Source organism: Mesorhizobium sp. M0587 (genome assembly GCF_040320945.1).
GTDB lineage: Bacteria > Pseudomonadota > Alphaproteobacteria > Rhizobiales > Rhizobiaceae > Mesorhizobium.
Genome location: NZ_JAMYQP010000004.1, coordinates 83,493 through 108,552 on the forward strand (window position 1 = coordinate 83,493; position 25,060 = coordinate 108,552).

Consider the following 25,060-nt stretch of genomic DNA (forward strand, 5'->3'; position numbering starts at 1 on the left):
GCTACTTCGAGCCGAGCGTCTTGATCGCCTCGTCGGTGGACGAATCGGTCTGCCGCATCAGGGCGGCGGTGTTCTCGAAGGCGCGCTGAACCATGATCAGCCGCGTCATCTCCAGCACCGGATTGACGTTGGATTCCTCGACGAAACCCTGAGCGACGCCGACGTCGGAGCGGTCGGTGACCGGCTCGGGCGTGCGCGCAGGCACGATGCCGGAATTGCCGTAGCGCACGAAATTCTCGCCCGGGTCGAAATTGTAGATCCCGATCGAACCGACGAGCTGCTCGTTCTGGCGCAGCGATCCGTCGGCCCCGGCCTTGGGTGGACCATTGCGGGGGTCGAGCTGGATCGGCGCGCCCCCGGCGTCGAGCACCGGATGACCCTCGACCGACATCAACTCGCCATTCTCGTTCATCGAAAAGCGGCCGTCGCGGGTCATCACGGTGCCGACCGGCGTATCGATAGCGAACCAGGCATCGCCCTGGATCGCGAAGTCGAACGGATTGCCAGTCTCGGTCAAGGCACCGTGCGCGCCGGAAAGATAGGTCTTGCCCGGCGAGGCGAAGGACACCGATTTCTGGCCGGCACCCGACACAACGTCCTCGAACTTCACGCCGGTGGCGCGAAAGCCGACGGTCGAGGCGTTGGCGACATTGTCGGCGATCGTGTCGAGCCGGCGCTCGAGCGCGATCTGCGCGGAAAGGGCAACGTAGAGACTGTCCCGCATGATCAGAACTTCAATTTCTGCATGGCCATCATAAGGTCGGTGGAGATGCCCGCCGTGACCGGCTTGGCGAAGAGCACGCTGATCGACGTCACGGCCGTCGAGGTCGGGTGATTGATCTCGTACATCGAGGTGAAGCGGGTCAGGAACTTGCCGAGCTTTTCGGGGTCGGAGAAATCCGCGATGTCGAGCTTCTGCTCGAACAGCTGCGCCTGTTTATCGATGTCGGCGGTGGCGAAGGAATCGGGCAGGCCGAGCGCGGTGCGCACCACGCTGGCAAGTGCCGTATCGGCCAGCACATCGTACCAGCTGGTGATATCAGGCGCCTTGCGGTCGAAATAAAGCGCCAGCCGTACGCCCTCGTTGGTTTCGCCGGCATCCTCCTCCAGCGTCTGCCGCAGGTACTTGTCGACTGTCGGCTGCTGTGCGGAATTGATGGTGGTGGCGGTCGCGCCGTAAGCCTCGAAATTGAGGGCCGAGGCAAGACCGGCATAGGCCGGGTTCGTCTGCTTGTTGGCGATGCTGTCGGGGTCGCGCACGCCGCCTTGCAGGACCTGCTTTATGAGATCCTTGTTCTCGGTCGCCGAATCGAGACCGAACGCGGCAAGCGCATAGGTGTAGAGCCGGTTGTTCGACATCAGTTCGTCGACCGACTTAACCTTGGTGATGTTGGCGAGGTAGTAGGTCGTCTCGGACCTGACATAGCTCGAGTTCGGATCAAGTCCGGCGATTTCGGCCTGCGTGGCGTAGTTCTTCGTGACCAGCTGCTGCGCCTTGTTGTAGATGGTCGCGTCGGCGCCGTTGGCTGCGAAGTTGAAGGCGCTGACGAACTCGGCGTAACGCTTGTCGGTCAGCTTGTTGGCGAAGCTGTTGGGATTGGAGACGCCTTCCTTGAGCGCCTTGACCATGAAGGCCTTGGCGTAGTCCATGTTCTCCAGCCCGTAGGCTTTCATGGCATATTTGAACAGCCGGTCATTCTTGACGAAATCGTCGATCGATTTCACCTTGGTGATGTTGGCTAGGTAATATTGGGTATCGCGATCGACCGTCGGCTGCTGCTCGATGCGGTCGATCGACTTGCCGATGTCTTTGGCAATCAGCTGATAGCTGGTATAGGTACTGAGCAAAGGATGTGCCTCCGGCCGAAGCTTTGCCAGTACGATAACCCCACTTCCTTGCGCGAAACTGAATCGTCTACGGCGGCTCCGATTCAAGCCTCACACAAGGCACGGGGACTATCCCTTGCTTCTGATGTGAAATGCGGAAGGACCTGTCGTGGGCATTCTGATTGGACTGGTGGTGACGCTCGGCTGCGTCCTGGGCGGCTTCATGGCCATGGGCGGCCATCTGCATGTGCTGGTGCAGCCCTGGGAAGCCGTGGTCATCTGCGGCGCGGCACTGGGCACCTTCCTGGTCGCCAATCCGATGAAGACGGTCAAGGATACCGGCAAGGGCATTCTGGAAGCCTTCAAGCAGGCGGTGCCGAAGGAACAGGATTATCTGGAAACGCTCGGCGTGCTGCACAGCCTGATGCGCGAGCTACGCTCGAAGTCGCGCAGCGAGGTCGAGGCGCATATCGACAATCCCGAGGAGTCGGCCATCTTCCAGGCTTTTCCGACCGTGCTCAAGAACCACGACCTGACGCATTTCATTTGCGACTACTGCCGCATCATCATCATCGGCAATGCCCGCTCGCATGAGATCGAGGCGCTGATGGACGAGGAAATCCAGACCATCAAATCCGACAAGATGAAGGCCTATCACGCGCTGGTCGCGGTCGGCGACGGCCTGCCGGCGCTCGGCATCGTCGCCGCGGTGCTCGGCGTCGTCAAGGCGATGGGCGCGCTGGACCAGTCGCCGGAAATCCTCGGCGGCCTGATCGGCGCGGCCCTGGTCGGCACCTTCCTCGGCATCTTCCTGTCCTACGCGGTGGTCGGGCCTGTCGCCACCAAGGTCAAGACAGTGCGCGAGAAGAAGAACCGCCTCTACATAATCGTCAAGCAGACGCTGCTCGCCTACATGAACGGTGCGCTGCCGCAGGTGGCGATCGAGTTCGGCCGCAAGACCATCTCGTCCTATGAGCGCCCGACCATCGACGCCGTCGAGCAGAGCACGATGAACACCGGCAGCGCCGAGAAGAAGGCGGCTTGAGCGATGCGCGACAGACCGGTGCCGAAATTGTCATGACCAGTCCGGGCAATCCCGCGCAAGCGCGCTCGCTGATCATCGAGCGCCTGGTCGGCGACAGCGGCGAGGCCGATCAGGTCATCGACGCCGGCCGCGCCATGGCCGAACGCGCCGTGCCAGTGCTGCAGAAAGGTCTGGCGGGCGAGCTTGGCGTTCCGGTGATCGTCGACCTCAGGGCCGTCGAGATCAGCCGCGTCCCCGAGGCGCGTTCGCGCGCCGGCGACAATTTCGCCATGACCGTCGTCGGCTCGCCCGCATCTTCCGACGCGATGACGCTGGTGATCGATGCCCAGGCGATCGCCATCATGGTCTCGACGCTGTTCGGCGGCGACCCGGATGTGCCGGCGTCGCCGATCGAGCGCGACCTGTCGCAGATCGAGGCCGATGTCTCGACCATGGTATTCCAGGAGGTGGCGCAGGCGCTGAACGGATCTGGCCGGCGCTCGCTCGACCTGCGCCTGCCCGCACCGCGGGCCATGTCGGGCACCGAGGCCAGGCGCCACGTGCTGCGCGACGGCGCGGCGGTCCGCATCGTGCTCAGTATCTCGACGCCGGCCGATAGCGGCACCATCACGGTGACGATTCCGCAGCGTGTCGTGCTGGCCAGCCGCGGCGGCACCGCCAGTATCGGCGAGGACGATCACGGGACCAGCTGGCGCGCACGCTTTTCGGAAGAGGTGATGCGCTCGACCGTGGCGCTCGAGGCCACCATGCCGCTGGCGCGGCTGACGCTCGGCGATCTCGCCAATCTGGAAGTGGGCCAGGTCATCGATCTCGACGAGACGGCGCAATCGCGGGTGCGCCTCAGCGCGCGCGGCAAGACGCTGTTCGTATGCGAGTTCGGCAAGCTGGGACAGAATTACACCGTCCGAATCAAGCATCCGTTCGATGCCGGGAAGGACTTTATCGACGGGCTCATGCCGGCTGGTGCCGGACGCGCCTGAGCTTTTGGAGACGACGCATGGGCAAGACCAAGGCAGAACCAGACCTCGACCAGCCGGACGAGCAGCTCGATCGCGCCATCGAGGAATTGCGCGGGGTCCTGCATGAAGAGGAGCAGCGCCCCGACTTGGCGTTCAGGGCCGCTTCAGAGGCCAATTCGAGCGTCATCATGAACATCCCCGTCGATGTCCAGATCATCCTGGGCAGCACCGAAATGCCGGTGTCCGACCTGATGGCGCTGCAGAAGGGGTCGACGGTGGCGCTCAACCGCCGTATCGGCGAGCCGGTCGACGTGGTGGTCAACGGCCGCAAGATCGCGCGCGGCGAGATCACCGTGCTCGAAAGCGACCCCTCTCGCTTCGGCATCAGGCTGACCGAAATCATCGCCGGCACGAAGGGCGCCTAGACATGGGTCGGAGGGCTTGCCGATGGCAGCGGAGGCGAAAGGCATGACGACGCCGGCGACCCTGACGCGCGCGCAGAAGGCGGCCGCCATACTGGTGGCGATGGGCAAGCCGTCGGCCAGCCGCCTGCTCAAATTCTTCAAGCAGGAAGAACTGAAGGCGCTGATCGAAGGCGCCCGCCTGCTCAGGACGATTCCGCAAAGCGATCTCGAACGCATCGTCGCCGAATTCGAGGCCGAATTCACCGAGGGGGCGGGGCTGCTCGATTCCGCCGACAGGATGGACACCATCCTCAACGAATCGCTTTCGCCCGAAGAGATGAGCGCCATCATGGGCAACAAGAAGCCGGAGGCGGCGCCGGAAGGGCCGCCGCCGATCTGGCCCGATCTGGAAAAGCTCGAACCGGCGCGGCTCGGCGCTTTCCTCGCCGGCGAACATCCGCAGACGGCGGCCATGGTCCTGTCGAAACTGGCGCCGCAGGCGGCGGCGGGCGTGCTTTTGACGCTGGCGAAGCCGATGCGCGGTGAAATCATCAAACGCATGGTGACCATGGCCAACGTCCCGGCCGCCGCCACCAGGATCGTCGAGAACCGGTTGCGCATCAGCGTGCTGGCGGAAACCTCGACCAAGGACACCTCTGCCGGACAGGCCCGCGTCGCCAGCGTGCTCAACGAGCTGGACAAGCCGCAGCTCGATGAGGTCATGCAGGATCTGGAAGCTGCCGGCACGCCCGATCTCGAGGGCGTGCGAGCGCGGCTGTTCGCTTTCGACGATCTGCCGCTGCTCGCCCAGAAGGCTCGCGTGCTGCTGTTCGACGGGCTGTCGACCGAACTGGTCACGCTGGCGCTGCGCGGTACCTCGGCCGCACTCGCCGAATCGGTGCTGTCGGCGATCGGCGCGCGCTCCCGGCGCATGATCGAGTCCGAACTCGGACAGGGTTCCGAGGGGATTCCCGCCGCCGACATCGTGGCGGCGCGCAAGACCATCGTGACGACGACGATCCGGCTCTCGCGCGAAGGCGCGTTCGAACTTCCCTCGAGCCAGAACGCCGCCTAGGGCATGGCCGAAGCGGTCGACAAGGACTCGAAAACCGAAGAGGCGACGGAAAAGAAGATCCGCGACACCGTCGAACAGGGCAAGCTGCCCCATTCGAGGGAAACCGCGATCCTGGCATCCTTCGTCGCCATACTGGTGTTCACCGTCTTCTACGCCAAGGATGCCGTCGTCGACCTCGGCATGTTCCTGTCGATGTTCCTGGAGAAGCCGGAAGCCTGGCCGATGGACACCGAGACCGACGTCATCGCCCTCTACAAGATCGTCATTTTGGAAGTGGGCCGCGCCGTCCTAAGCCTGCTGGTGCTGCTGACGGTTGCCGGCATCGGCGCCTCGGTGCTCCAGAACATGCCGCAATTCGTCGGCGAGCGGATCAGGCCGCAGCTTTCGCGCATCTCTATCGTCAAGGGCTGGAACAGGATGTTCGGCGTCCAGGGCTGGGTCGAGTTCCTGAAGTCGCTCGGCAAGGTCGGCTTCGCGACCGCCGTGCTCGTCTTCACGCTGTCGGAGGATCATCGCAAGCTGCTCGCCGGCATGATCACCAATCCCGTCGCCTTCGGCCTCGTCATACGCGGCATCGCCGTCGACATCCTGGTGGCGATCGTCTTCGTCATGGGACTGATCGCGGCGATCGACATCGTCTGGTCGCGCTTCCACTGGAAGCAGGACCTGCGCATGAGCAAGCAGGAGGTCAAGGACGAGTTCAAGCAATCCGAGGGCGACCCGATCGTCAAGTCGCGGCTGCGCTCGCTGGCGCGCGACCGGGCGCGCAAGCGGATGATGACGGCGGTGCCGCGCGCGACGCTGATCATCGCCAACCCGACGCACTTCTCGATCGCGCTGAAATATGTGCGCGACGAGGATTCGGCGCCGCTCGTGCTGGCCAAGGGGCAGGATCTGGTAGCGCTCAAGATTCGCGAGATCGCCAGGGAGCACAACATTCCGGTCTTCGAGGACGTGGCGCTCGCCCGCTCCATGTACAAGCAAGTTTCGGTCGATAATGTGATCCCGTCGCAATTCTACCAGGCCGTCGCCGAACTGGTGCGGATCGTCTACTCGAAAAAGGCTGAGCGCAGACAGATTTCATGAACCGGCAACCGCACGCAAAATCCCGCGAGATCATCGTCGCCAGCGCCATCGAGCAAGTGGTGGGCGAACTGAGGCTGATCGACGTCGCAGACTATATAGCCTTCATCCGGCTGGAGCATTTCGCCTGCCTGTCGGACCTGGTCGATTCCGCGGCGGAGCTGTTCTTCATGCCGGGCACGCTCAGGCTCGGCCATGGCGGCGAGGCTCACGTCGACTGGAGCGGAAGCCCGCGCATCGTGCTCGACCTGGAGCTCAGGCCGCCCGGGGTGACCGTGTATTTCCAGCTGACGCTGAACGAGAACGGCGCTTCGGTCGCGGTCAACTACGTCTCGTTCGAGAAGCCTGGCGAGGACCCCGAGCACAATACGGCCCTGCTCGAGGCGGTGGTCGAACAGGCGCGTATCCGCAAGGTCGAGCCGCTGGCGTTCTGACGCGCCGTTGCGGCGACAAGCATCATTCGATCAATCCAAGCCTTAGCGCCTTGGCAACCGCCTGGTTGCGGTTGACGGCGTTGAGCTTCTGGGTCGACTGGGTGAGGTACTGGTTGGCGGTGTGCACCGACAGCTTCAGCAGCCGCGCGATCTCCTCGCTGGTGTTGCCGTTGGCGGTCAGCTTCAGGCATTCGAGTTCGCGCTTGGAGATCGCGCGCATCTTGCCGGCGTCGCTCTGGCGCATGCGCGCGACGGCGGCGAAGAGCGAAAAGCAGCGCGCGTGGATTTCGTAGAGCGCATCCTGGGGCAACGCGATCTCCGATCCAAGGAATACCACGAGGCCGCACTGGCCTCGGTCGGCATGGACGGGAAAGGCGATGCCGCTGGTGCCGGGCACCAGCGGCGCCATCTCTTCGCTCCAGGCGAGATTGCCGAACATCTGCGCCATGGCGGCGACACCATCATCCGTCCACCAGCGCGGTCCGGTCGAGATGCGTGTATGGCGCACGATCTCTTCACCATTGGCGCCGGCGATGAACTTGGTCGCCACCGCGTTGCTCGGATAGTCGGAATCGAAGCACGGGACCAGCCGCGCCCGCTCCGGCGACGGGCTGACGAAGAACATGCCGAAGGCCGAGGCATTGATGTCGATGGCGATCCAGCGGCAGCGGCGCACGGCATCGGGAATGGTGACGGCGTGATGCGTTTCGGACCCGAGCGAGAAGGCGCCGAACGGGCTGCGCTGGTCGTCGAAAAGGGCCTCGGCGGCGTCCTTGATGTCGGCGTGTCTCAAATGATGCCACTCCTGATCGCCGTGGCGATGGCCATCGCACGGTTGCTGGCCGCGAATTTCTGGATGGCGTGGGTGATGTAGCTGTTGACCGTGTTGGAGGACACGCCAAGGATGACGGCGACCTCGTCGGTGGTCTTGCCTTCGGAAACCCAGAACAGGCATTCGCGCTCGCGATCCGACAGCGGGTCCTGCATGGCGGCGGCGGCGATCAGTTGCGGGATGGGCGACAGCGCATAGCAGCACTTCAACTGCGCCTTCATCAGCGCCGGCTGGTCGATCTGGCCGGCCGTTGCGGCCGAGAACAAGGCGAACAGGCGCTGGCGGCCGACATTCAGCCTCAGCGAATAGATCTCGGCATGGCCGAGCACGTCGAGAAGGCGCGCCTCTTCGCCGGAGACCAGTCCGCCCGCCTCGGGCGCCTGGGATGCCACCAGCGGCCTTGGGCGGATACCGGGCGCGACAGTGAGCGCGCCTTGCGCAAGCCCGGCGATCAGCCGCTTGCCGATCAGCTCGATGGCATCGAAGATCCAGTTCGACGAGACGATGCGCGCATCGTTGCGGTCCTGGTCGTGGACGATGGCGACCAGCATGTAGCTGTCGGCGCCGATCTCGGCCGCCAGCTCCATGAAGAAGCTGGTGAGGTCGCCGCGCGACGTCAGGCGCGAGCTCAAAGTGTCGAATTGAAGAGGCGCGGCGGGACTGCTCATCTGCTGCTTTTGGCCGGAATCGTTTCTGCTGTCCGGATGCTGGAGACGCCAGCCGCCGAACTCGAAAACGCGTTACTTTGACGAAGACACACACGCGGCGCGGGGCCGCGCCCGACCAGACGGAATCCATTCAGGGAACGCGAAGCCGTCCGCGTCTGGCGCCGGAAAATTCCGGAACGTGAGACTTTGGTGGTCGCCGCGCCCCCCGAGGACCGGCTGATTCGGGTCTAATCTAGCCGCAGTTGAATCTGACATCAAACGCGATTTGACAAAATCGAATCCTGTGGACTCCGGCTGCGACTCAGAGGCCGATTTTCCGACCTTCGAGGCATGAAAATGCCGGGATTGCGCAAGCCGGCCATATCGGCGGGCCGGTTGTTGCGATAGATTCGCGAGCGGCTGATGGGGTGGGCACCTCTGGCAATCGAGCGCGTGAGCGGCAGGACCGATCTGGTTGCCCGCAGTTCGTGGGCTCATGGCAAGGTTGGTTTCGGGGGAAACGATGAGCGATTCATTTCGGGAAACTACATCCGTCTCGTGGTTCGGACGGATCAAGCGTGCGGTTGGCGGCGTCATCTTCGGGCTGCTTCTGATCGTGCTGATGGTGATCGGGTTGTTCTGGAACGAGGGCCGCGCGGTGCAGACGGCGCGCTCGCTGGCCGAAGGCGCCGGCGCGGTAGTCTCGGTCGGCGCCGACAGCGTCGATACCGCCAACGACGGCAGGCTGGTGCATGTCAGCGGCCCGGTGACGGCCGACAGCGGCCTGACGGACCCGGATTTCGGCATCGCGGCACAAGGGCTGCGCCTGTCGCGGACGGCGGAAATGTACCAGTGGAAGGAAGAGTCCAAATCCGAAACCACCAAGAAGCTTGGCGGCGGCGAGGAGACGGTGACCACCTACAGCTATTCGAAAGTGTGGGACGACAGCGCGATCGACTCGTCGGAGTTCAAGAAGCCTGACGGTCACCAGAATCCGCCGATGGCGATCCACAGCCGGACCTTCCAGGTCCCCGAGGGCAAACTCGTCGCCTTCGACCTCGACACACCGATGCTCGACCGCATCGAGGGCGACAAGGACTATTCCATTTCGTCCGACAAATCGGCGACGATTAAGGCCGGCTATACCGGGACCAAACCGCTCAGCATCGTCGACGGCAAGATCTATCTGGGCGCCGACACCACGACGCCGGCGCTGGGCGATTACCGCATCGGTTATGAATTGGCGCCGCTTGGCGTGATCAGCATCGTGGCTCGCCAGGCCGGCAGCCGGTTCGAGCCCTACCAGACGGAAGCGGGTGATGCTTTGCTGATGGTCGATACCGGCTCGGTGCCGGCCGACAAGATGTTCGCCGAGGCGGTCAGCGCCAACACGCTCATCACCTGGCTTCTGCGCGCTGCCGGTCTTTTGTTGCTGACGATCGGCTTTGCCCTATTCCTGAGCCCGATCGGCGTGATCCTCGACATCATTCCGTTCCTCGGCAGCATGGCGCGGATGGGCACCGGCATCATCGCCTTCTTCCTGTCGATCCTGGTCGGCACGACGACGATTGCGATCGCCTGGTTCTGGTACCGGCCGGTCCTGGCGATCGCCATCCTGGCAGCCGGCGTGATCGCGGCGGCGGCCGTCTATTACCTCGGCCGTTCACGCAAGGCGGCAGTGCCGATTGCCGCGCCGAGCGCCGGCGCCGCTAGGTAGCTTGAAAAAGGGCGGCCATGTCGCCCTTTCCTTCATGCCCGTTGATGCCCGCCATGTGCGGGGCGAAAGCCTACCGATCCTCGAAGCCAGTCAGCACGCCGACGGCGTTGATGCCGATCTCCTCGACGGCATAGCCGCCTTCCATGACGAACAGCGTCGGCAGGCCGAGCTTGGCGATGCGGCGGCCGATCTTGGGATAGTCGGGGCTGCGGAGCTTGAACTGGCTGATAGGGTCCTTCTCGAAGGTGTCGACGCCGAGCGAGACTATGACGATGTCGGGCGCGTAGGCGGCGAGCGTGGCGCAGGCATCTTCCAGGGACGCGTTCCATGCGTCCCAACCGGTGCCGAACGGCATCGGATAGTTGATGTTGAAACCTTCGCCCGCGCCCGCGCCGCGCTCGTCGGCATGGCCGAGGAAGAACGGATATTCGACCATCGGATCGCCATGCAGGTTGAGGACCTGCACGTCGGCACGGTCGTAGAAGATCTCCTGCGTGCCATTGCCGTGGTGATAGTCGACATCGAGAATGGAAACCCGGCCGGCGCCCTGGTCGCGAAACCATTGCGCCGCGACGGCGGCGTTGTTGATGTAACAATAGCCGCCCATGAAGCCGGCTCCGGCATGGTGGCCGGGTGGGCGGCAGAGCGCGAAGGCCGATGCCTCGCCGTCCTTGACCAGGCCGGCGGCGGTCAGCGCCACGTCATAGGACGATTTGATCGCGGCCCATGTGCCTTCGACGAAGGTGGCGCCGCCATCGAAGGAATAGTAACCGAGCAGCGCATCGATGCGCTTCGGCGGCACGTCGCCGCGCAGGCCGCGCGTCGGCCAGGTGAAGGGCATCGCCGAGCCCTTGAAGCCGGCTTGCGTCCATTGCGGCCAGACGGTCGGCAGGAAGTCGATGTAGTCGGCCTTGTGGACGCGCCTGGCGGCGGCAAGATCGTGCTCGGTCGGCGCGATGATCGGACCGAGCTTCTCGCTTTCGACCCGAGCCTTGATGAACTCGGCTCGCGAGGGCTTCTCGAAACCCGGCACTATCGCCGCGGTGACGAGTTCCATTTGGCCGGCATGGCCGGCGTGGAGAGGTGAAAAAACAGTCTTCATGAAAACCTTCCGTGACGATGGGAGCGACCGTAATCATGTGGCACCATCTTCCACAAGTGCTGGACCAACCAGCCATGGCTTGCTGGCATGGCAACTCCTCGTCTAGCTTGTCCAGATCGCAAAAAACTCGCAGGTAATCATGAGTTCTACAGCCGACCTGATCGTGATCAATGGCCGCGTGCTGACCATGGATAACGGCAATCCGGAGGCTGAAGCGGTGGCGATCGCGGACGGCGCCATTCTGGCGATCGGCGATCGCAAATCTGTCGAAGCTCTGAAGGGGCCTGGTACAAAGGTCGTCGATGCGCATGGCGGCTCGGTCGTGCCGGGTTTCATCGAAGCCCATATGCATCTGTTCTCGGGTGCCGCCGAACTTGCCCATCTTCAGCTAACCGGCATCCACGGGTTCGAGGCGCTGCAAAAGGCGATCCGCGATTATGCGCCGACGCGGCCCGATGCGAAGATGCTGGTCGGGCAAGGCGTCGACTACACCGTGCTCGGCAGCGAGCGGGTGACGCGCCACCATCTCGATGCCATTTTGCCCGATCGCGCGTTCTGCATGGCCGCGCCCGACCACCATACGATGTGGGCCAACACCAGGGCGCTGGAAATGGCCGGCATCCTGCATGGGCGCACGCTTGGTCCGGGCAACGAGATCGTCATGGGCAATGATGGCCTCGCCGCCGGCGAGCTGCGCGAGGGCGAAGCCTTCGGTCCGGTGCTCGATCTTGCCGGCGAAGGCCGGGTGCGGCTGGGGCTGGCGACCGGCGGCGAGCCGGACCCGATGCCGTCCGCCGCCGAGCGGGCCGCCGACCGCGACATCATGAAGCGCGGGCTCGCCTGGTGCGCGCGCCACGGCATCACCTCGATCCAGAACATGGACGGCAATCTCTACCAGCTCGAGCTGCTGGCCGAGATCGAGGCCGAGGAAGGGCTGCCCTGCCGCGTAAAAATTCCCTTCCACTACAAGAATTTCATGACGCTCGACATGCTCGACAAGGCGTCCGTCATGGCCGAGCGCTACAATGGCGACTGGCTGTCATCGGGCATGGTCAAGGTGTTCTACGACGGCGTGCTCGATTCCTGGACGGCGGTCATGGTCGAACCCTATGCCGACCGCCCGGACTGGGTCGGCGAGCCGCTGTTCACGCCGCGACAGTTCATCGATCTGGCCGTCGCCGTCGACAGGCGTGGCCTGCAGATCGCCGTGCATTCGATCGGCGACGGCGCGGTGCGCGCGGTTCTCGACGGCTACGAGGCGGCACGGAAGGCAAACGGCAAGCGCGACAGCCGCCACCGGGTCGAGCATATCGAGGTCATTACCGCCGCCGACGTGCCGCGTTTCGCCGAACTCGGCGCCATCGCTTCAATGCAGCCGCCGCACCCGCCCGGCGCCATGGATTTTCCGCTGGAGCCGACCGTGTCGCGCATCGGGCGGGCCCGTTGGCCGCTGAGCTACGCCTGGCGGACCTTGAAGGATGCCGGCGCGCATGTCGTCTTCGCGTCGGACTGGCCGGTGTCGCCGATCGACCCGATCCTGGGCATTCAGGCGGCAGTGCTGCGCAAACCATGGGCAGAAAGCGACCCGGACCAGAGCTTTTCGCTACGGGAATCGCTCGCCGCATACACGGTCGAGGGCGCCTATGCCGAGTTCGCCGAGCACCGCAAAGGCATGCTGAAACCCGGCTACATGGCCGATCTGGTCGTTCTGTCGGCCGATATCGAGAAAACGGCGCCTGCCGATCTGCACAAGGTGCGGCCGGCGACGACGATCTGCGGCGGCAAGATCACCTATCAGGCCTGACAATGGCATGAGGCTTGCTAGGGCAATTCCAGGAAAGCGTGAAACGGTTTTCCGCCTGGAATTGCGTAAAAACAAAGAGATGAAGCGGTTCGGCGTTTCAGTAAAACGACGGACCGCTCGAGGCGAAATGACTGACTGAACTGTGATTCAATGCCGGGCTTGCCAACCTACCGGCCGTGTGGTCACATCCAACAGGGGAAGAGCTCCGCCAGCAAGAGCGGGGTCAACAATGAGGCGTAATCGTGCCGGACAAACCGGATCGGAATGCGATTGAAGTAGTAAAAGTAAGCAAAATTTTTGGATCAGGTGAGGGGCAGGTCGCCGCCCTCGACACCGTCTCGGTATCCATCCGCGAGAACGAGTTCTTCACGCTGCTGGGACCATCCGGCTGCGGAAAGACGACGTTGTTGCGGCTGATTGCCGGCTTCGACTTTCCAACCGCCGGCGAAATCCTGCTCTACGGCCAGGACATCGCGCCACTGCCGCCGTTCAAGCGGCCGGTCAACACCGTCTTCCAGTCCTACGCATTGTTCCCGCACATGACGGTCGCCGACAATATCGGCTTTGGCCTGGAGATGCTGGGCAAGCCAAAGGCCCAGATCAAGGCGCGCGTCGCCGAGATGCTGAAGCTGGTCAAGATGGAGGCGCTGGCGGGTCGCCGCACCAGCCAGATTTCCGGCGGCCAGCAGCAGCGCGTCGCGCTGGCAAGGGCGCTGGCGCCGCAGCCGAAAGTGCTGTTGCTCGACGAACCGCTCTCCGCGCTGGACTACAAGCTGCGCAAGGAGATGCAGATAGAGCTGAAACGGCTCCAGCATGAGACCGGCATCACCTTCATCTTCGTCACCCACGACCAGGAAGAGGCGCTGACGATGTCGGACCGCATCGCGGTCATGTCGTCGGGCAAGATCCTGCAGGTCGGCTCGCCCTGGGATATCTACGACAAGCCGGCGGAACGTTTCGTCGCCGACTTCATCGGCGAGACCAATTTCCTGACAGCGGCCATTTCCGGCGTCGGCAACGGCAAGGCGCGCGCGACGCTCAAATCCGGGACGACGATCGACGCCACGGTGGCCGAGGGGTTCCAGCCCAAGGACAACGCCACTGTGGTGGTGCGGCCAGAGCACGCCAAGCTGACCAAGGCCAAGGGCGACCTGGCCGGGCTAGTGGAAAACATCGTTTACTTCGGCACCGACACGCACATTCATGTTCGCCTGGACAGCGGCGAGGCCTTCACGGTTCGCCAGCAGAACAGCCGCAGCGCCGGTTGCGGGTTCGAACAGGGCGACAAGGTCGGTATTTCCATCGGCAACGATGCCGCCCAGGTGTTGAAGGACTGATCATGGCGACCGCGGAAGAAGTCGCCAAGGCAGCGGAGCGGCGCGATGTCCGCGACCGCTGGCTTTTGTCAGCGCCGGCGCTGCTGGTCATTTTCCTGGCGGCGACCGGCCCGTTGCTGATCGTGCTCGTCTATTCGTTCCTGACGCCCGGCCCTTATGGGGACGTGAAATGGCAATTCTCGCCGGAAGCCTGGCTGTCGGTGTTCATGGAACGCGACATTTTCGACGATACGCTGTCGGTCGCGGCAGCGCATGTCACGATCTTCCTGCGCTCGATCAAGCTTGCGGTAGTGACGACGCTGGCGACCTTGGCACTCGGATTTCCGACCGCCTATTTCATGGCGACGCGCAGTGAAAAGACGCGCGATCTCTGGCTGTTCCTGATCACCATCCCGTTCTGGACCAACCTCCTGATCCGCACCTTCGCCGTTTTGCAGATCATCCGCAACGAAGGCATCATCAACGCGATCCTCTTGAAGCTCGGCATCGTCTCGGCGCCGGTCCAGATCCTCTACACCGACACGGCCATCCTGATCGGCATGGCCTATGTCTACCTGCCGCTGATGGTGCTGCCGATCTATGCCAGCATGGAGAAGCTCGATTTCCGTCTGGTCGAGGCCGGGTACGATCTCTACGCGACACGCTTCAAGGTGCTGCGGAAGATCATCTTTCCGCTGGTCAAGCCGGGGGTCATCGCCGGCTCGATCCTGGTCTTCATTCCAGCCCTCGGTGCCTATGTGACGCCCAGCGTGCTTGGCGGCGGCAAGAACATGATGCTGTCCAACCTGATCGAATTGCAGTTCGGGCAGGGCCGCAACTGGCCGCTAGGCTCGGCGCTGTCGATCGCGGTGATGATCATCGTCATGGTGGCGCTGCTTGCCTATGTGCGCAATGCCGGAAAATCGGGGGTGCGGCATGGCTGACAATTTCTCCATCAAGCACCAGCCGGGATTCACCGCGATCGCGGCGACCTGCTTCGTCGTGCTCTATCTGCCCATCATCGTGCTGGTCGTCTATGCCTTCAACGCGGCGAGTTCGACATCCGAATGGGGCGGGTTTTCGCTCAAATGGTTCCAGTCGGCATGGCAGAACACGCAAGTTATCGACGCGACGCTGCGCTCGTTCCAGATCGGCTCCATCGCGGCGGTGCTGGCCACCATCTTCGCCACCATGGCCGCGCTCGCCACCACGCGAACGGCGCCCTATCCCGGCCTTACCTTCAAATACGCGGCGATCAACCAGCCGCTGATGGTGCCCGAGATCGTCACCGGCGTCGCGCTGCTGATCTTCTTCTCGCGCATCAAGATATTCACCGGCTACTCCGGCATCGGCTACCTGGTCGCCGCGCACACGGCGTTCTGCATTCCCTTCGCCTACCTGCCGATCCGGGCGCGGCTGGAGAACATGGACCTGACGCTGGAACGCGCCGCCGCCGATCTTTACGCAACGCCGTGGAAGACCTTCCGCCGCATCACGCTGCCGCTTCTGTGGCCCGGCGTCCTGGCCGGACTGATGCTGGCGTTCGTCATCTCGCTCGATGACGTGGTCATCACCGAGTTCGTCAAATCCGGCGGTCAGGATACGCTGCCCACCTACATGCTCGGCCAGATCCGCCGCGGCATCACACCCGAGATCAACGCGATATCGACCGCCTTCCTGCTGCTTTCGGTCGCGATCGTCACGTTGTTTTTCTTCGTCAGCAGGAAACAGGACTGAACCTGAAATGGGAGTTAAGACCATGAACTGGAAGACAACCGCGACCGCCATGGGGTTGGCGCTGCTCGCTTCGACGGGCCTTGCCCGCGCCGACGGCGTGCTGAACATCTACAATTGGGGCAATTACACCAGCCCCGACGTGATCAAGAAGTTCGAAGCCAAGTACAACGTCAAGGTGACCATCACCGACTACGATTCAAACGATACCGCGTTGGCCAAGGTTCGCCAGGGCGGCACTGGTTTCGACATCGCCGTGCCTTCGCAGACCTACGTGCCGATCTGGATCAAGGAAGGCCTGGTGCAGGAGACCGATCCGGGCAAGATGGAAAACTTCAAGAACGTGGCGCCGGAATGGGCCAATCCCGATTTCGACCCGGGCCGCAAATATTCGGTGCCGTGGGCCCTGGGCACTGTCGGCGTGGTCGTCAACACCGACGCCTACAAGGGGCCTGCCGACAGCTGGGGCATCATCTTCAACACGCCCGACGAGCTCAAGGGCAAGGTCAATGTCGTTCCCGAAATGAACGACGTCATCTTCGCCGCGATCAAGTATGTCGGCGGCCAGCAATGCACCACCGACAAAACGGTGCTGAAGAAGGTGCGCGACACGCTCGTCGCCGCCAAGCCGAACTGGATCGCGATGGAATACAACACCATCGAAAAGATGGGCGCCGGCGATTTCAAGGCGACCAGCGACTGGAACGGCTCGGCGCTGCGCCAGCGGCTGGCCAACCCGGCCATCCACTACAACTATCCGAAGGAAGGTTTTGGCCTTTGGAGCGACAATGTGGTCGTTCTCAAGGAAGCCAAGAATGTCGAGAACGCCAAGCTGTTCCAGAACTTCATCATGGATCCGGAAAACGCGGCGGGCCTCTCGGCCTTCCACCGCTACGCCAACGCCATCACCGGCTCGGATAAATATATGCCAGCCGACATGAAGGACGCGCCGGAAGTCGTCATTCCGGCGGCTGACAAGCCGCATGCCGAGTTGCAGCAGATGTGCGCCCCGGAAATCCAGGAAATCTACACCAAGATCTGGACCGAGCTGCAGAAGTAACCGCAGACCGACGGGCCCGGCGGCATGCGCCGCCGGGCCCGTTTTCCTGTTCACAGGGCACGGCTTTCATGGACTCCTACCGCAACTCCGATCCACGGCCGCCGATCATGCAGGGCTCGCCGCCCGCCATGGTGCCGCCGAAGCTCGACTGGGACCGGCCACCCTGGAACCGCTGGGCATTCCAGCACATCCGCGAAATTCTGCCGACCGCCGAGGTCTGGCGCGGCAATGGCCATCGCCACCGTTTCGAGCGCGCCGAGATCGATCTCGACGGGCTGGCGGTCGAGGACAGCACGGGAGCGCCGACGACGCTCGCCGGCCTGCTCGACGAGACCTACACGGACGGCTTCCTGGTGCTCAAGGACGGCAAGGTTGCCTATGAGCGTTATTTCAACGGCATGGGCGAGCGCACGCTGCATCTATCGCAATCGATGGCGAAGTCGGTGACCGGCTCGGTGTTTGGCATACTGGCCGGGCGCGGCGTGATCGATCCGGCTAGGCCGGTGACCGAATACCTGCCGGAGCTGGCCGAGACCGGCTGGGCAGGCGCCAGCGTCCAGCATGTGCTCGACATGACCAGCGGGGTGCGTTTCTCCGAGGAATATACCGATCCCTATTCCGACATCGGCCAGGTCGATGTTGCCACCGGCTGGAAGCCGGTCCCGCCGGGCAGCGATCCGGATTTCCGCTGGCCGTCGCATATGTTCGAGCTGATCCTCGGCTTGAAGGAAATGGTGCGCCCGCATGGCGCAGTGTTCGAATACCGCTCGATCGAGACCGACGTGCTCGCCTTCATCATGGAGCGGGTCACCGGCAAGCGCCTGCCGCAACTGGTTTCGGAAGAACTCTGGCAGAAGCTCGGCGCCGATGAAAGCGCCTGCTTCACCGTCGACAGCGCCGGCTATGCGGTGGCCGATGGCGGCTTCAACGCGACGCTGCGCGATTATGGCCGTTTCGGCCAGCTGATCCTCGACAATGGCGGCGGCATCGTGCCGGCCGACTGGATCGAGGCGACGCGCAACGGCAGGCATGGACCAAGCTTCAGTCCGAGCCTGCCGGAGGGCAGCTACCGCAACCAGTTCTGGATCGAGAATCCGCGTTCGCGGGCGCTGATGTGCCGGGGCGTGTTCGGGCAGATGATCCATATCGACTGGGACACCGGAATGGTCGTGGTGAAGCTTTCGACCTGGCCGGACTTCAGCAACGTTGCCCACTCGGTGGCGACGCTGAAAGCCGTGCACGCCATCGCAGCCGCACTCGCCTGAGGCAGCCTCTAAAACCCAAAGAAGACCTGGAAGGACATGCCATGACCGGCAAGACCGCGTTCGAGGCCCGATACGGTTTCCGCCGCAACCAGGTGCTGCTCGCCAATTGGCGCGAGAACCCGTTCAATCGATGGTCGTTCCAGAATCTCGGCGAACTGGTGCCGAGCGCATGCGTGGCGGCTGGATCGGGCAGCGGCGAACCGGCCGTCCGGGATATCAGCGGCCTGCTCGGCGAAAGGGTCACGGTCGCCGACGCGCCGGAGACGGTGGCGGAATTCCTCGCCCGCTCGAGCACCGACGCGCTGACGGTGATGAAAGGTGGCAAGATCGTCGGCGACTGGTTCGCGCCGCATATGGATCTCGGCGCCCGCCACGTCATCTTTTCGATCAGCAAATCGCTGACAGCCATCATCGCCGGCATACTGGAAGGCGAGGGGGTGTTCGATCCGGAGGCGCCGGTGACGACCTATATCCCTGAAGCCGCCGGCTCGGCCTATGGCGATGCCAGCGCGCGGCATGTGCTCGACATGAGCGTCAGCCTCGATTTCGAGGAGGCCTATCTCGATCCGGAAAGCGCCTTTGCGCGTTACCGCCGCGCCACGCTGTGGAATCCGGGCGGCGGCACGGAAAGCCTGCGCGAATTCATCCTGAGCTTGCAGCGCCTCGCCGAGCCGCACGGCCAGACATTCCGCTACCGCTCGCCCAATTCCGACCTGCTCGGCCTGCTGCTGGAGCGCGCGTCGGGCCATCGCTTCACCGATCTGATGCGCGAGAAACTGTGGCTGCCGCTCGGCGCCGTCAGCGAAGCCTCGGTGTCGGTCGACATGGAAGGCACGGCCCGCACCGCCGGCGGCATTTCGGTGACGCCGCGCGACCTGACGCGCGTCGGCGAGATGATGCGGCAAGGCGGCATAGCCAATGGCCGGCGCATCGTGCCCGAGGCCTGGGTGCGCGACACGACCAGCACGGGCGGCAGTTGGCAAGCCTGGCAGCGCGGCACGATGCTGCCGCTGTTCCCGAACGGCCGCTATCGCAACAAATGGTACCAGACCGGAGCGGCCGGTGGTGCCTATTGCGGCATCGGCATCCACGGCCAGTGGCTCTATGTCGATCCCGGGAGCGAAGTGGTGATCGCCAAGATGTCGTCGCAGCCGGAGCCGGTGGACGATCCGCTCGATATCGAGATCGTCGCGTTTTTCGAAGCGCTGAGCCGGATGGTCTAAGCGGCCGCAACATTGGTGCGCGCTTTCCTGTGGACCTCTGTCGCCGGCGAAAACGTCACGGTTGGCGGACCTGATATCTGCGCCTATGGTCGCCGCTCTTTTCGGGAAGAGCAGGAACGACATGGCATCCGACATCAAGCGCATCGCGGCCATCATCGCGGCGGAGATCACGGCGCGGCCCGAACAGGCGGCCGCGGCGATCGGACTGCTCGACGAGGGCGCTACGGTGCCGTTCGTGGCGCGCTACCGCAAGGAGGTGACCGGCGGGCTCGACGACACGCAGTTGCGGCTGCTTTCGGAGCGGCTGGTCTATCTGCGCGAGCTCGATGCGCGCCGCGACACCATCCTTGGTTCGATCCGCGAGCAGGGCAAGCTGACCGAGGAGCTTGAAGGCAAGATCACCGCCGCCACCACCAAGGCGGAACTGGAAGACATCTACCTGCCCTACAAGCCCAAGCGCCGTACCAAGGCCGAGATCGCCAGGGAGCGCGGGCTGGGACCGCTGGCGGAAGCCATTCTGGCCGACCGTTCGCTGGTGCCGGCCGAGCTGGCCCTGGCCTATGTGACCGAAGAGGTGGCCGACGCCAAGGCGGCGCTGGAAGGCGCGCGCGACATCTTGTCGGAACAGTTCGCCGAGAATGCCGATCTGGTCGGCAAGTTGCGAAGCTACATGAAGGAACGCGCCTTCATGCGCGCCAGGGTGGTCGACGGCAAGCAGGAGGCGGGAGCGAAATTTTCCGATTATTTCGACCATGTCGAGCGCTGGGCAAACGTGCCGAGCCACCGCGCGCTGGCCATGCTTCGCGGCCGCAACGAGGAAGTGCTTTCACTCGATATCGAGGTCGATGCCGACGACACCTCGGCGGTGAAGCCGGTCGAGCGGATGATCGCCAATGCCTATGCGATCGGCGGCAGCCTGCCGGGCGACCGCTGGCTGATGGAGGTGTCGGGCTGGACCTGGCGCATCAAGCTGTCGCTGCACCTGACGCTCGATCTGATGCGCGACTTGCGCGAGCGGGCGGAGGAGGAGGCGATCCATGTCTTCGCCCGCAATTTGAAGGATCTGCTGCTCGCCGCGCCCGCCGGGTCGCGGCCGACGATGGGGCTCGACCCCGGCATCCGCACCGGCGTCAAGGTGGCGGTGGTCGACGGCACCGGCAAGGTGCTGACAACGACGACGGTCTACCCGTTCCCGCCCAGGAACGATGTGCGCGGCACGCAGGCGGAACTCGCCAGGCTCGTTCGCCTGCACAAGGTCGAGCTGATCTCGATCGGCAACGGCACCGGCAGCCGCGAGACGGAAAAGCTGGTGGCGGACATGCTGTCCGACATGCCTGCCGATGGCGGGCCGAAGCCGCTCAAGGTGATCGTCAGCGAGGCCGGGGCCTCGGTCTATTCGGCATCGGCGACGGCCGCGGCGGAATTCCCGGGCCTCGACGTGTCGCTGCGCGGTGCCGTGTCGATCGCGCGACGGCTGCAGGATCCGCTGGCCGAGCTGGTCAAGATCGAACCGAAATCGATCGGCGTCGGCCAGTACCAGCACGATGTCGACCAGTACCGGCTCAGCCGCTCGCTGGAAGCTGTGGTCGAGGATGCGGTGAACGCCGTCGGCGTCGATCTCAACACCGCCTCGGCGCCGCTATTGGCACGTGTCTCGGGCCTCGGCGCGTCGCTGGCCGATGCCATCGTCGCGCATCGCGATGCCACCGGGCCCTTCGCCAGCCGGAAGGACCTGCTCAAGGTGGCGCGGCTTGGACCGCGCGCGTTCGAACAATCCGCCGGCTTCCTGCGCATCGCCAATGGCAGTGAGCCGCTCGACGCCTCGTCGGTGCATCCGGAGGCCTATGGCGTGGCGAAAAAGATCGTTGCCGCCTGCGGACGCGACGTGCGTTCGCTGATGGGCGACAGCGCGGCGCTGAAGGCGCTCGACCCGCGCGTCTTCGTCGACGAGCGTTTCGGCCTGCCGACGGTGCGCGACATCCTGGCCGAGCTGGAAAAGCCCGGCCGCGATCCGCGGCCCGGCTTCAAGACGGCGACCTTCGCCGACGGCATCGACGACATCAAGGATCTGAAACCCGGCATGCTGCTGGAAGGCACGGTGACTAATGTCGCCGCCTTTGGCGCCTTCATCGATATCGGCGTCCATCAGGACGGGCTGGTGCATGTCTCGCAACTGGCTGACCGCTTCATCAAGGACGCGCATGAGGTGGTCAAGGCCGGCGATGTGGTCAAGGTGCGCGTCGTCGACGTCGATATCAAGCGCAAGCGCATCGCGCTGTCCATGCGCAGGGATGGCGGCGAGGGCGCGGCACCACGCAACGGCCCGCGCGACAATGGCGGCGGCAGGCCGGCGCCGCGTTCGCCGGCACCGCAGCGCCAGCCGGAACGGCCGGCGCAGCAAGGGGCGTTCGGCGCGGCGCTGGCGGATGCGTTGAAGCGGAAGTAGCTACCACGCCAGAACAGCCGGGTCCTTTTCAACCTGGCCCATCAGCCAATCTCGAAAACTCGCGACCGGCGGATGACCGCGCTTGTCGTGCGGGACGACGAGATAGTAGGCGCTGCGGCTCTGCATCGGCTGGCCGGGCGCCGGCACCAACTGGCCGCGCTGCAATTCGCCTGATATGAGGATCAGCGGCAACAGCGCCACGCCGAGCCCCGCCATGCAGGCCTGGGCGGCGGTGCCGAACTGCTCGAACTGCATGCCCGGTCCGGTCGGCGCGCTCAAGCCCTGATGCTCGAACCATTCGGTCCAGGCGCCGGGCCGGGTAGCCATGTGCAGCAGCGGCAGCCGGCCGATATCGGCCGGCGCGGCGATGGCGCGGCCGGCGAGGAATTCGGGCGACACCACCGGCGCCACCGTTTCGCGCACCAGCAGGGTGGAATCGGCTTCCGGCCAGTCCGGCAGGCCATAGTGGATGGCGGCATCCAGCCGCTCGCGGGCGAAGTCGAAGCGGCCGATGCGGGTAACGAAGTTGATGGTGATGTCTGGATTGTTTTGGACGAAATCGGGGATCATCGGCATCAGCCAGCGTGTGCCAAAGGTCGGCAGGATGGCGAGGTTCAGGATGCCACTATGCCGATTACTCATCAATCCAAGAGCTGCATCACGCAATTGGCCAAGCGCTGCGCGCACCGCGTCGGCATACATCTCGCCCGCCGCCGACAGCCTGACATTGCGGCTGTCGCGCTCGAAAAGCCTGCGGCCGAACTGGTCTTCGATCAGCCCTATCTGCCTGCTGACGGCGCCCTGGGTCAGGTCGAGCTCCTGGGCGGCGGCGGTGAAACTGCCGAGGCGGGCCACCGCCTCGAACGCGGCAAGGGCGCTGATACTAGGCAAAAGACGGCGTTGGACGTTCATGATCCATTACTAGCGCTCATTGATCGGTGAAGCAATTTCGTTTGATTTTTTCGAGCCGCAGGTCGATAAGCCGGGCTCCCACCCGTTTGAGGATCGAGAACGCCATGGCCGCCGACAAGAATGCATTCGTCTGGGAAGACCCGTTCCTGATCGAGGACCAGCTTTCGGAAGACGAGCGCATGGTGCGGGACGGGGCGGCGGCCTTCGCCGCCGACAAGCTCGCGCCGCGCATCGAGGAGGCCTATCTCAACGAGACCTTCGACACGGCGATTTTTCGCGAGATGGGCGAGGCCGGTCTGCTCGGCATCAACATTCCCGAGGAATTCGGCGGCCTCGGCGCCAATTATGTGACCTACGGGCTGGTGGCGCGCGAAGTGGAACGTGTCGATTCCGGCTACCGCTCGATGATGTCGGTGCAGTCGTCGCTGGTGATGTATCCGATCCATGCCTATGGCTCGGACGAACAGCGCAGGAAATACCTGCCCAAGCTCGCCAGCGGCGAATGGATCGGCTGCTTCGGCCTGACCGAGCCGGATGCCGGCTCCGATCCGGGCGGCATGAAGACGCGCGCCGAGAAGACCGCCAACGGCTACAAGCTTAGCGGCTCGAAGATGTGGATTTCCAACGCGCCGGTCGCCGACGTGTTCGTCGTCTGGGCGAAGCTGAAGGGCGAGAACGGCAAGGACGAGATCCGCGGCTTCGTGCTGGAAAAGGGCATGAAGGGGCTGTCGGCGCCGAAGATCGGCGGCAAGCTGTCGCTGCGGGCCTCGATCACCGGCGAAGTGGTGATGGAAGGCGTCGAAGTGGGCGAGGACGCGCTGCTGCCCAATGTCTCCGGCTTGAAGGGTCCGTTCGGCTGCCTCAACCGGGCTCGCTACGGCATTTCCTGGGGCGCGATGGGGGCGGCCGAGGATTGCTGGCATCGCGCCCGCCAGTACGGCCTCGACCGCAAGCAGTTCGGCAAGCCGCTGGCCGGCACGCAGCTTTACCAGAAGAAGCTCGCCGACATGCAGACCGAGATCGCGCTCGGCCTGCAGGCGTCCTTGCGCGTCGGGCGCCTGCTCGACGAAGGCAAGATGGCGCCGGAAATGATCTCGATCGTCAAGCGCAACAATTGCGGCAAGGCGCTCGATATCGCCCGCCAAGCCCGCGACATGCATGGCGGCAACGGCATCCAGATCGGCTACCACGTCATGCGCCACGCGCAGAACCTGGAAACCGTCAACACCTATGAAGGCACGCATGACGTGCACGCGCTCATCCTGGGACGGGCGCAGACGGGAATACAGGCGTTCTTTTAGATCCTGGGAAAATGCTGCGCTCTACCGCGCGCTGTCCTGCCAACGTTCAGACATGATTGCCTTCCTCCTTGTCAGGGTCGATCAGCCGGAATCGTCGTCGTCCGATGAACCGCCGTCGTCCGGCGTATCGACCTCGCAGCCGATGCCGTGGCAGCCCTGGTAGTTGCCTTGCGTATCGAAGTTCGGATTGCCTTGTTTGTCGTACTGCGGTCTGTCGTCGATGGTTTGATCGCCGTCATCAGGATCGTCGACCTGACATCCAAGCCCATGGCAGCCGATGTAGCGGCCCCGCGTATCGAAGTTGGGATTTCCGTTCCTGTCGAATTGCGGCCGGTCGTCAATCTTTCGATCCATTTCGTCCGTGGTACAACCGGCGATCGCCATCGAGGCGGCGACCAGGGTCGCATAGATTACGAGCTTCATCGTTTATTCCTCCGATTGGCTTACAAGGGGCACCAACTCGATAGCCGATGGCGACCTGAACAGGATGCAGTCAAGAGCCTGGGTGTCTGCCAGAAACTGGTTGCCCCGAGACCGGCCCATGCAGCCGATGACTCGGCTGTCGTAATCTCTTACGTCGAGAGGAATGCTCCCCGCGAGGGCGAATGGCGTATCTCGTTTTCCCTCTCCATGCCTAGCGCCCGTCCGCCCAAGCATGCCAACAAGCCGCTGATGCAGCTGTCGTCAAAAAGTTGCGTCCGAGGCCGACCTATGGCAAGGAAAAATTGTCATATCGCAGGTTGATTTTTGAAAATGCTTAATAATTTGGAACGATCACGGCTACCTTAGCAGTTACTGAAATTCTGTCAACAGAAAGAGCTGGGAATTTGATATCGTCTTTATTCCACTGATCGAATGTTATTACAAGAAATAT

23 protein-coding genes are annotated in these 25,060 nt (G+C 63.7%); 16 read left to right on the forward strand and 7 right to left on the reverse strand.

All coding sequences use genetic code 11. The annotated features are described in order from the left end of the window. Position 1: 1 nt before the first annotated feature. Together flgF and NKI49_RS05085 are read right to left on the reverse strand one after the other, a co-directional pair. Positions 2-724, reverse strand: a complete 723-nt coding sequence (gene flgF / locus NKI49_RS05080; RefSeq protein ID WP_352603207.1) for a flagellar basal-body rod protein FlgF — start codon at positions 722-724, stop codon at positions 2-4. 2 nt (positions 725-726) lie between these two features. Continuing rightward, positions 727-1,848, reverse strand: a complete 1,122-nt coding sequence (locus NKI49_RS05085; protein ID WP_352603209.1) for a DUF1217 domain-containing protein — start codon at positions 1,846-1,848, stop codon at positions 727-729. Positions 1,849-1,996: 148 nt separating this feature from the next. Here NKI49_RS05085 and motA point away from each other — a divergent pair, with 148 nt between their 5' ends. Genes motA through NKI49_RS05115 form a run of 6 tightly spaced genes read left to right on the forward strand, consistent with a single transcriptional unit; the run spans position 1,997 to position 6,827 of the window. After that, a complete protein-coding gene (gene motA / locus NKI49_RS05090; RefSeq protein ID WP_352603211.1) occupies positions 1,997-2,872 on the forward strand; it encodes a flagellar motor stator protein MotA in 876 nt (291 codons plus the stop codon). Between the two features lie 32 nt (positions 2,873-2,904). Then, positions 2,905-3,852 carry a FliM/FliN family flagellar motor switch protein gene (locus NKI49_RS05095; protein ID WP_352603281.1) on the forward strand — a complete coding sequence of 316 codons (948 nt, stop codon included), beginning with the start codon at positions 2,905-2,907 and terminating at the stop codon, positions 3,850-3,852. Between the two features lie 17 nt (positions 3,853-3,869). Beyond that, positions 3,870-4,256: a flagellar motor switch protein FliN gene (gene fliN / locus NKI49_RS05100; protein ID WP_352603213.1), complete on the forward strand. Its 387-nt coding sequence runs from the start codon at positions 3,870-3,872 to the stop codon at positions 4,254-4,256. Positions 4,257-4,299: 43 nt separating this feature from the next. Beyond that, positions 4,300-5,310 (forward strand): flagellar motor switch protein FliG, encoded by a 1,011-nt coding sequence (locus NKI49_RS05105; protein ID WP_352603283.1) that lies wholly within the window; start codon positions 4,300-4,302, stop codon positions 5,308-5,310. A 3-nt stretch (positions 5,311-5,313) separates the two neighbouring features. Then, on the forward strand, positions 5,314-6,396 hold the full coding sequence (flhB, locus tag NKI49_RS05110) for a flagellar biosynthesis protein FlhB (protein WP_352603215.1): 1,083 nt from the start codon (positions 5,314-5,316) through the stop codon (positions 6,394-6,396). Next, on the forward strand, positions 6,393-6,827 hold the full coding sequence (locus NKI49_RS05115) for a BspJ family T4SS effector nucleomodulin (protein WP_352603217.1): 435 nt from the start codon (positions 6,393-6,395) through the stop codon (positions 6,825-6,827). Before flhB ends, NKI49_RS05115 begins: the two co-directional genes overlap by 4 nt. A 22-nt stretch (positions 6,828-6,849) precedes the next feature. On the opposite strand, the gene NKI49_RS05120 is transcribed toward NKI49_RS05115, so the two are convergent. Both NKI49_RS05120 and NKI49_RS05125 read right to left on the reverse strand, forming a co-directional pair. Next, positions 6,850-7,620 (reverse strand): helix-turn-helix transcriptional regulator, encoded by a 771-nt coding sequence (locus NKI49_RS05120; protein ID WP_352603219.1) that lies wholly within the window; start codon positions 7,618-7,620, stop codon positions 6,850-6,852. Next, positions 7,617-8,327 carry a helix-turn-helix transcriptional regulator gene (locus tag NKI49_RS05125; RefSeq protein WP_352603221.1) on the reverse strand — a complete coding sequence of 237 codons (711 nt, stop codon included), beginning with the start codon at positions 8,325-8,327 and terminating at the stop codon, positions 7,617-7,619. The genes NKI49_RS05120 and NKI49_RS05125 overlap by 4 nt, the downstream gene beginning before the upstream one ends. A 502-nt stretch (positions 8,328-8,829) precedes the next feature. Between NKI49_RS05125 and NKI49_RS05130 the strand changes: the two genes are divergently transcribed. Continuing rightward, a complete protein-coding gene (locus NKI49_RS05130) occupies positions 8,830-10,023 on the forward strand; it encodes a TMEM43 family protein (RefSeq protein WP_352603223.1) in 1,194 nt (397 codons plus the stop codon). Between the two features lie 70 nt (positions 10,024-10,093). Here the strand turns inward: NKI49_RS05130 and NKI49_RS05135 are convergent, their stop codons facing one another. Next, a complete protein-coding gene (locus NKI49_RS05135; RefSeq protein WP_352603225.1) occupies positions 10,094-11,125 on the reverse strand; it encodes a histone deacetylase family protein in 1,032 nt (343 codons plus the stop codon). 139 nt (positions 11,126-11,264) lie between these two features. Here NKI49_RS05135 and NKI49_RS05140 point away from each other — a divergent pair, with 139 nt between their 5' ends. The 8 genes from NKI49_RS05140 (at position 11,265) to NKI49_RS05175 (ending at position 21,973) form a co-directional block, all read left to right on the forward strand. After that, positions 11,265-12,929 carry an amidohydrolase gene (locus tag NKI49_RS05140; RefSeq protein WP_352603227.1) on the forward strand — a complete coding sequence of 555 codons (1,665 nt, stop codon included), beginning with the start codon at positions 11,265-11,267 and terminating at the stop codon, positions 12,927-12,929. A gap of 242 nt (positions 12,930-13,171) precedes the next feature. Further along, positions 13,172-14,266: an ABC transporter ATP-binding protein gene (locus NKI49_RS05145; protein ID WP_352603229.1), complete on the forward strand. Its 1,095-nt coding sequence runs from the start codon at positions 13,172-13,174 to the stop codon at positions 14,264-14,266. A 2-nt stretch (positions 14,267-14,268) separates the two neighbouring features. Then, positions 14,269-15,189, forward strand: a complete 921-nt coding sequence (locus NKI49_RS05150; RefSeq protein ID WP_027024253.1) for an ABC transporter permease — start codon at positions 14,269-14,271, stop codon at positions 15,187-15,189. Then, positions 15,182-15,982: an ABC transporter permease gene (locus NKI49_RS05155; protein WP_352603231.1), complete on the forward strand. Its 801-nt coding sequence runs from the start codon at positions 15,182-15,184 to the stop codon at positions 15,980-15,982. Before NKI49_RS05150 ends, NKI49_RS05155 begins: the two co-directional genes overlap by 8 nt. A gap of 22 nt (positions 15,983-16,004) precedes the next feature. Beyond that, positions 16,005-17,039, forward strand: coding sequence for an extracellular solute-binding protein (locus tag NKI49_RS05160; protein ID WP_352603233.1), 1,035 nt, complete (start codon positions 16,005-16,007; stop codon positions 17,037-17,039). Positions 17,040-17,107: 68 nt separating this feature from the next. After that, positions 17,108-18,304 (forward strand): serine hydrolase domain-containing protein, encoded by a 1,197-nt coding sequence (locus NKI49_RS05165; RefSeq protein WP_352603235.1) that lies wholly within the window; start codon positions 17,108-17,110, stop codon positions 18,302-18,304. Positions 18,305-18,345: 41 nt separating this feature from the next. Next, entirely contained in the window at positions 18,346-19,527 is a 1,182-nt protein-coding gene (locus NKI49_RS05170) for a serine hydrolase domain-containing protein (RefSeq protein ID WP_352603237.1), read from the forward strand. Between the two features lie 121 nt (positions 19,528-19,648). Further along, positions 19,649-21,973: a Tex family protein gene (locus NKI49_RS05175; RefSeq protein WP_352603239.1), complete on the forward strand. Its 2,325-nt coding sequence runs from the start codon at positions 19,649-19,651 to the stop codon at positions 21,971-21,973. Here the strand turns inward: NKI49_RS05175 and NKI49_RS05180 are convergent, their stop codons facing one another. After that, positions 21,974-22,885: a LysR family transcriptional regulator gene (locus tag NKI49_RS05180; RefSeq protein WP_352603241.1), complete on the reverse strand. Its 912-nt coding sequence runs from the start codon at positions 22,883-22,885 to the stop codon at positions 21,974-21,976. 104 nt (positions 22,886-22,989) lie between these two features. Here NKI49_RS05180 and NKI49_RS05185 point away from each other — a divergent pair, with 104 nt between their 5' ends. Next, positions 22,990-24,186 carry an acyl-CoA dehydrogenase gene (locus NKI49_RS05185; protein ID WP_352603243.1) on the forward strand — a complete coding sequence of 399 codons (1,197 nt, stop codon included), beginning with the start codon at positions 22,990-22,992 and terminating at the stop codon, positions 24,184-24,186. A gap of 81 nt (positions 24,187-24,267) precedes the next feature. On the opposite strand, the gene NKI49_RS05190 is transcribed toward NKI49_RS05185, so the two are convergent. Then, a complete protein-coding gene (locus NKI49_RS05190) occupies positions 24,268-24,609 on the reverse strand; it encodes a hypothetical protein (RefSeq protein WP_352603245.1) in 342 nt (113 codons plus the stop codon). Positions 24,610-25,060: the final 451 nt, after the last annotated feature.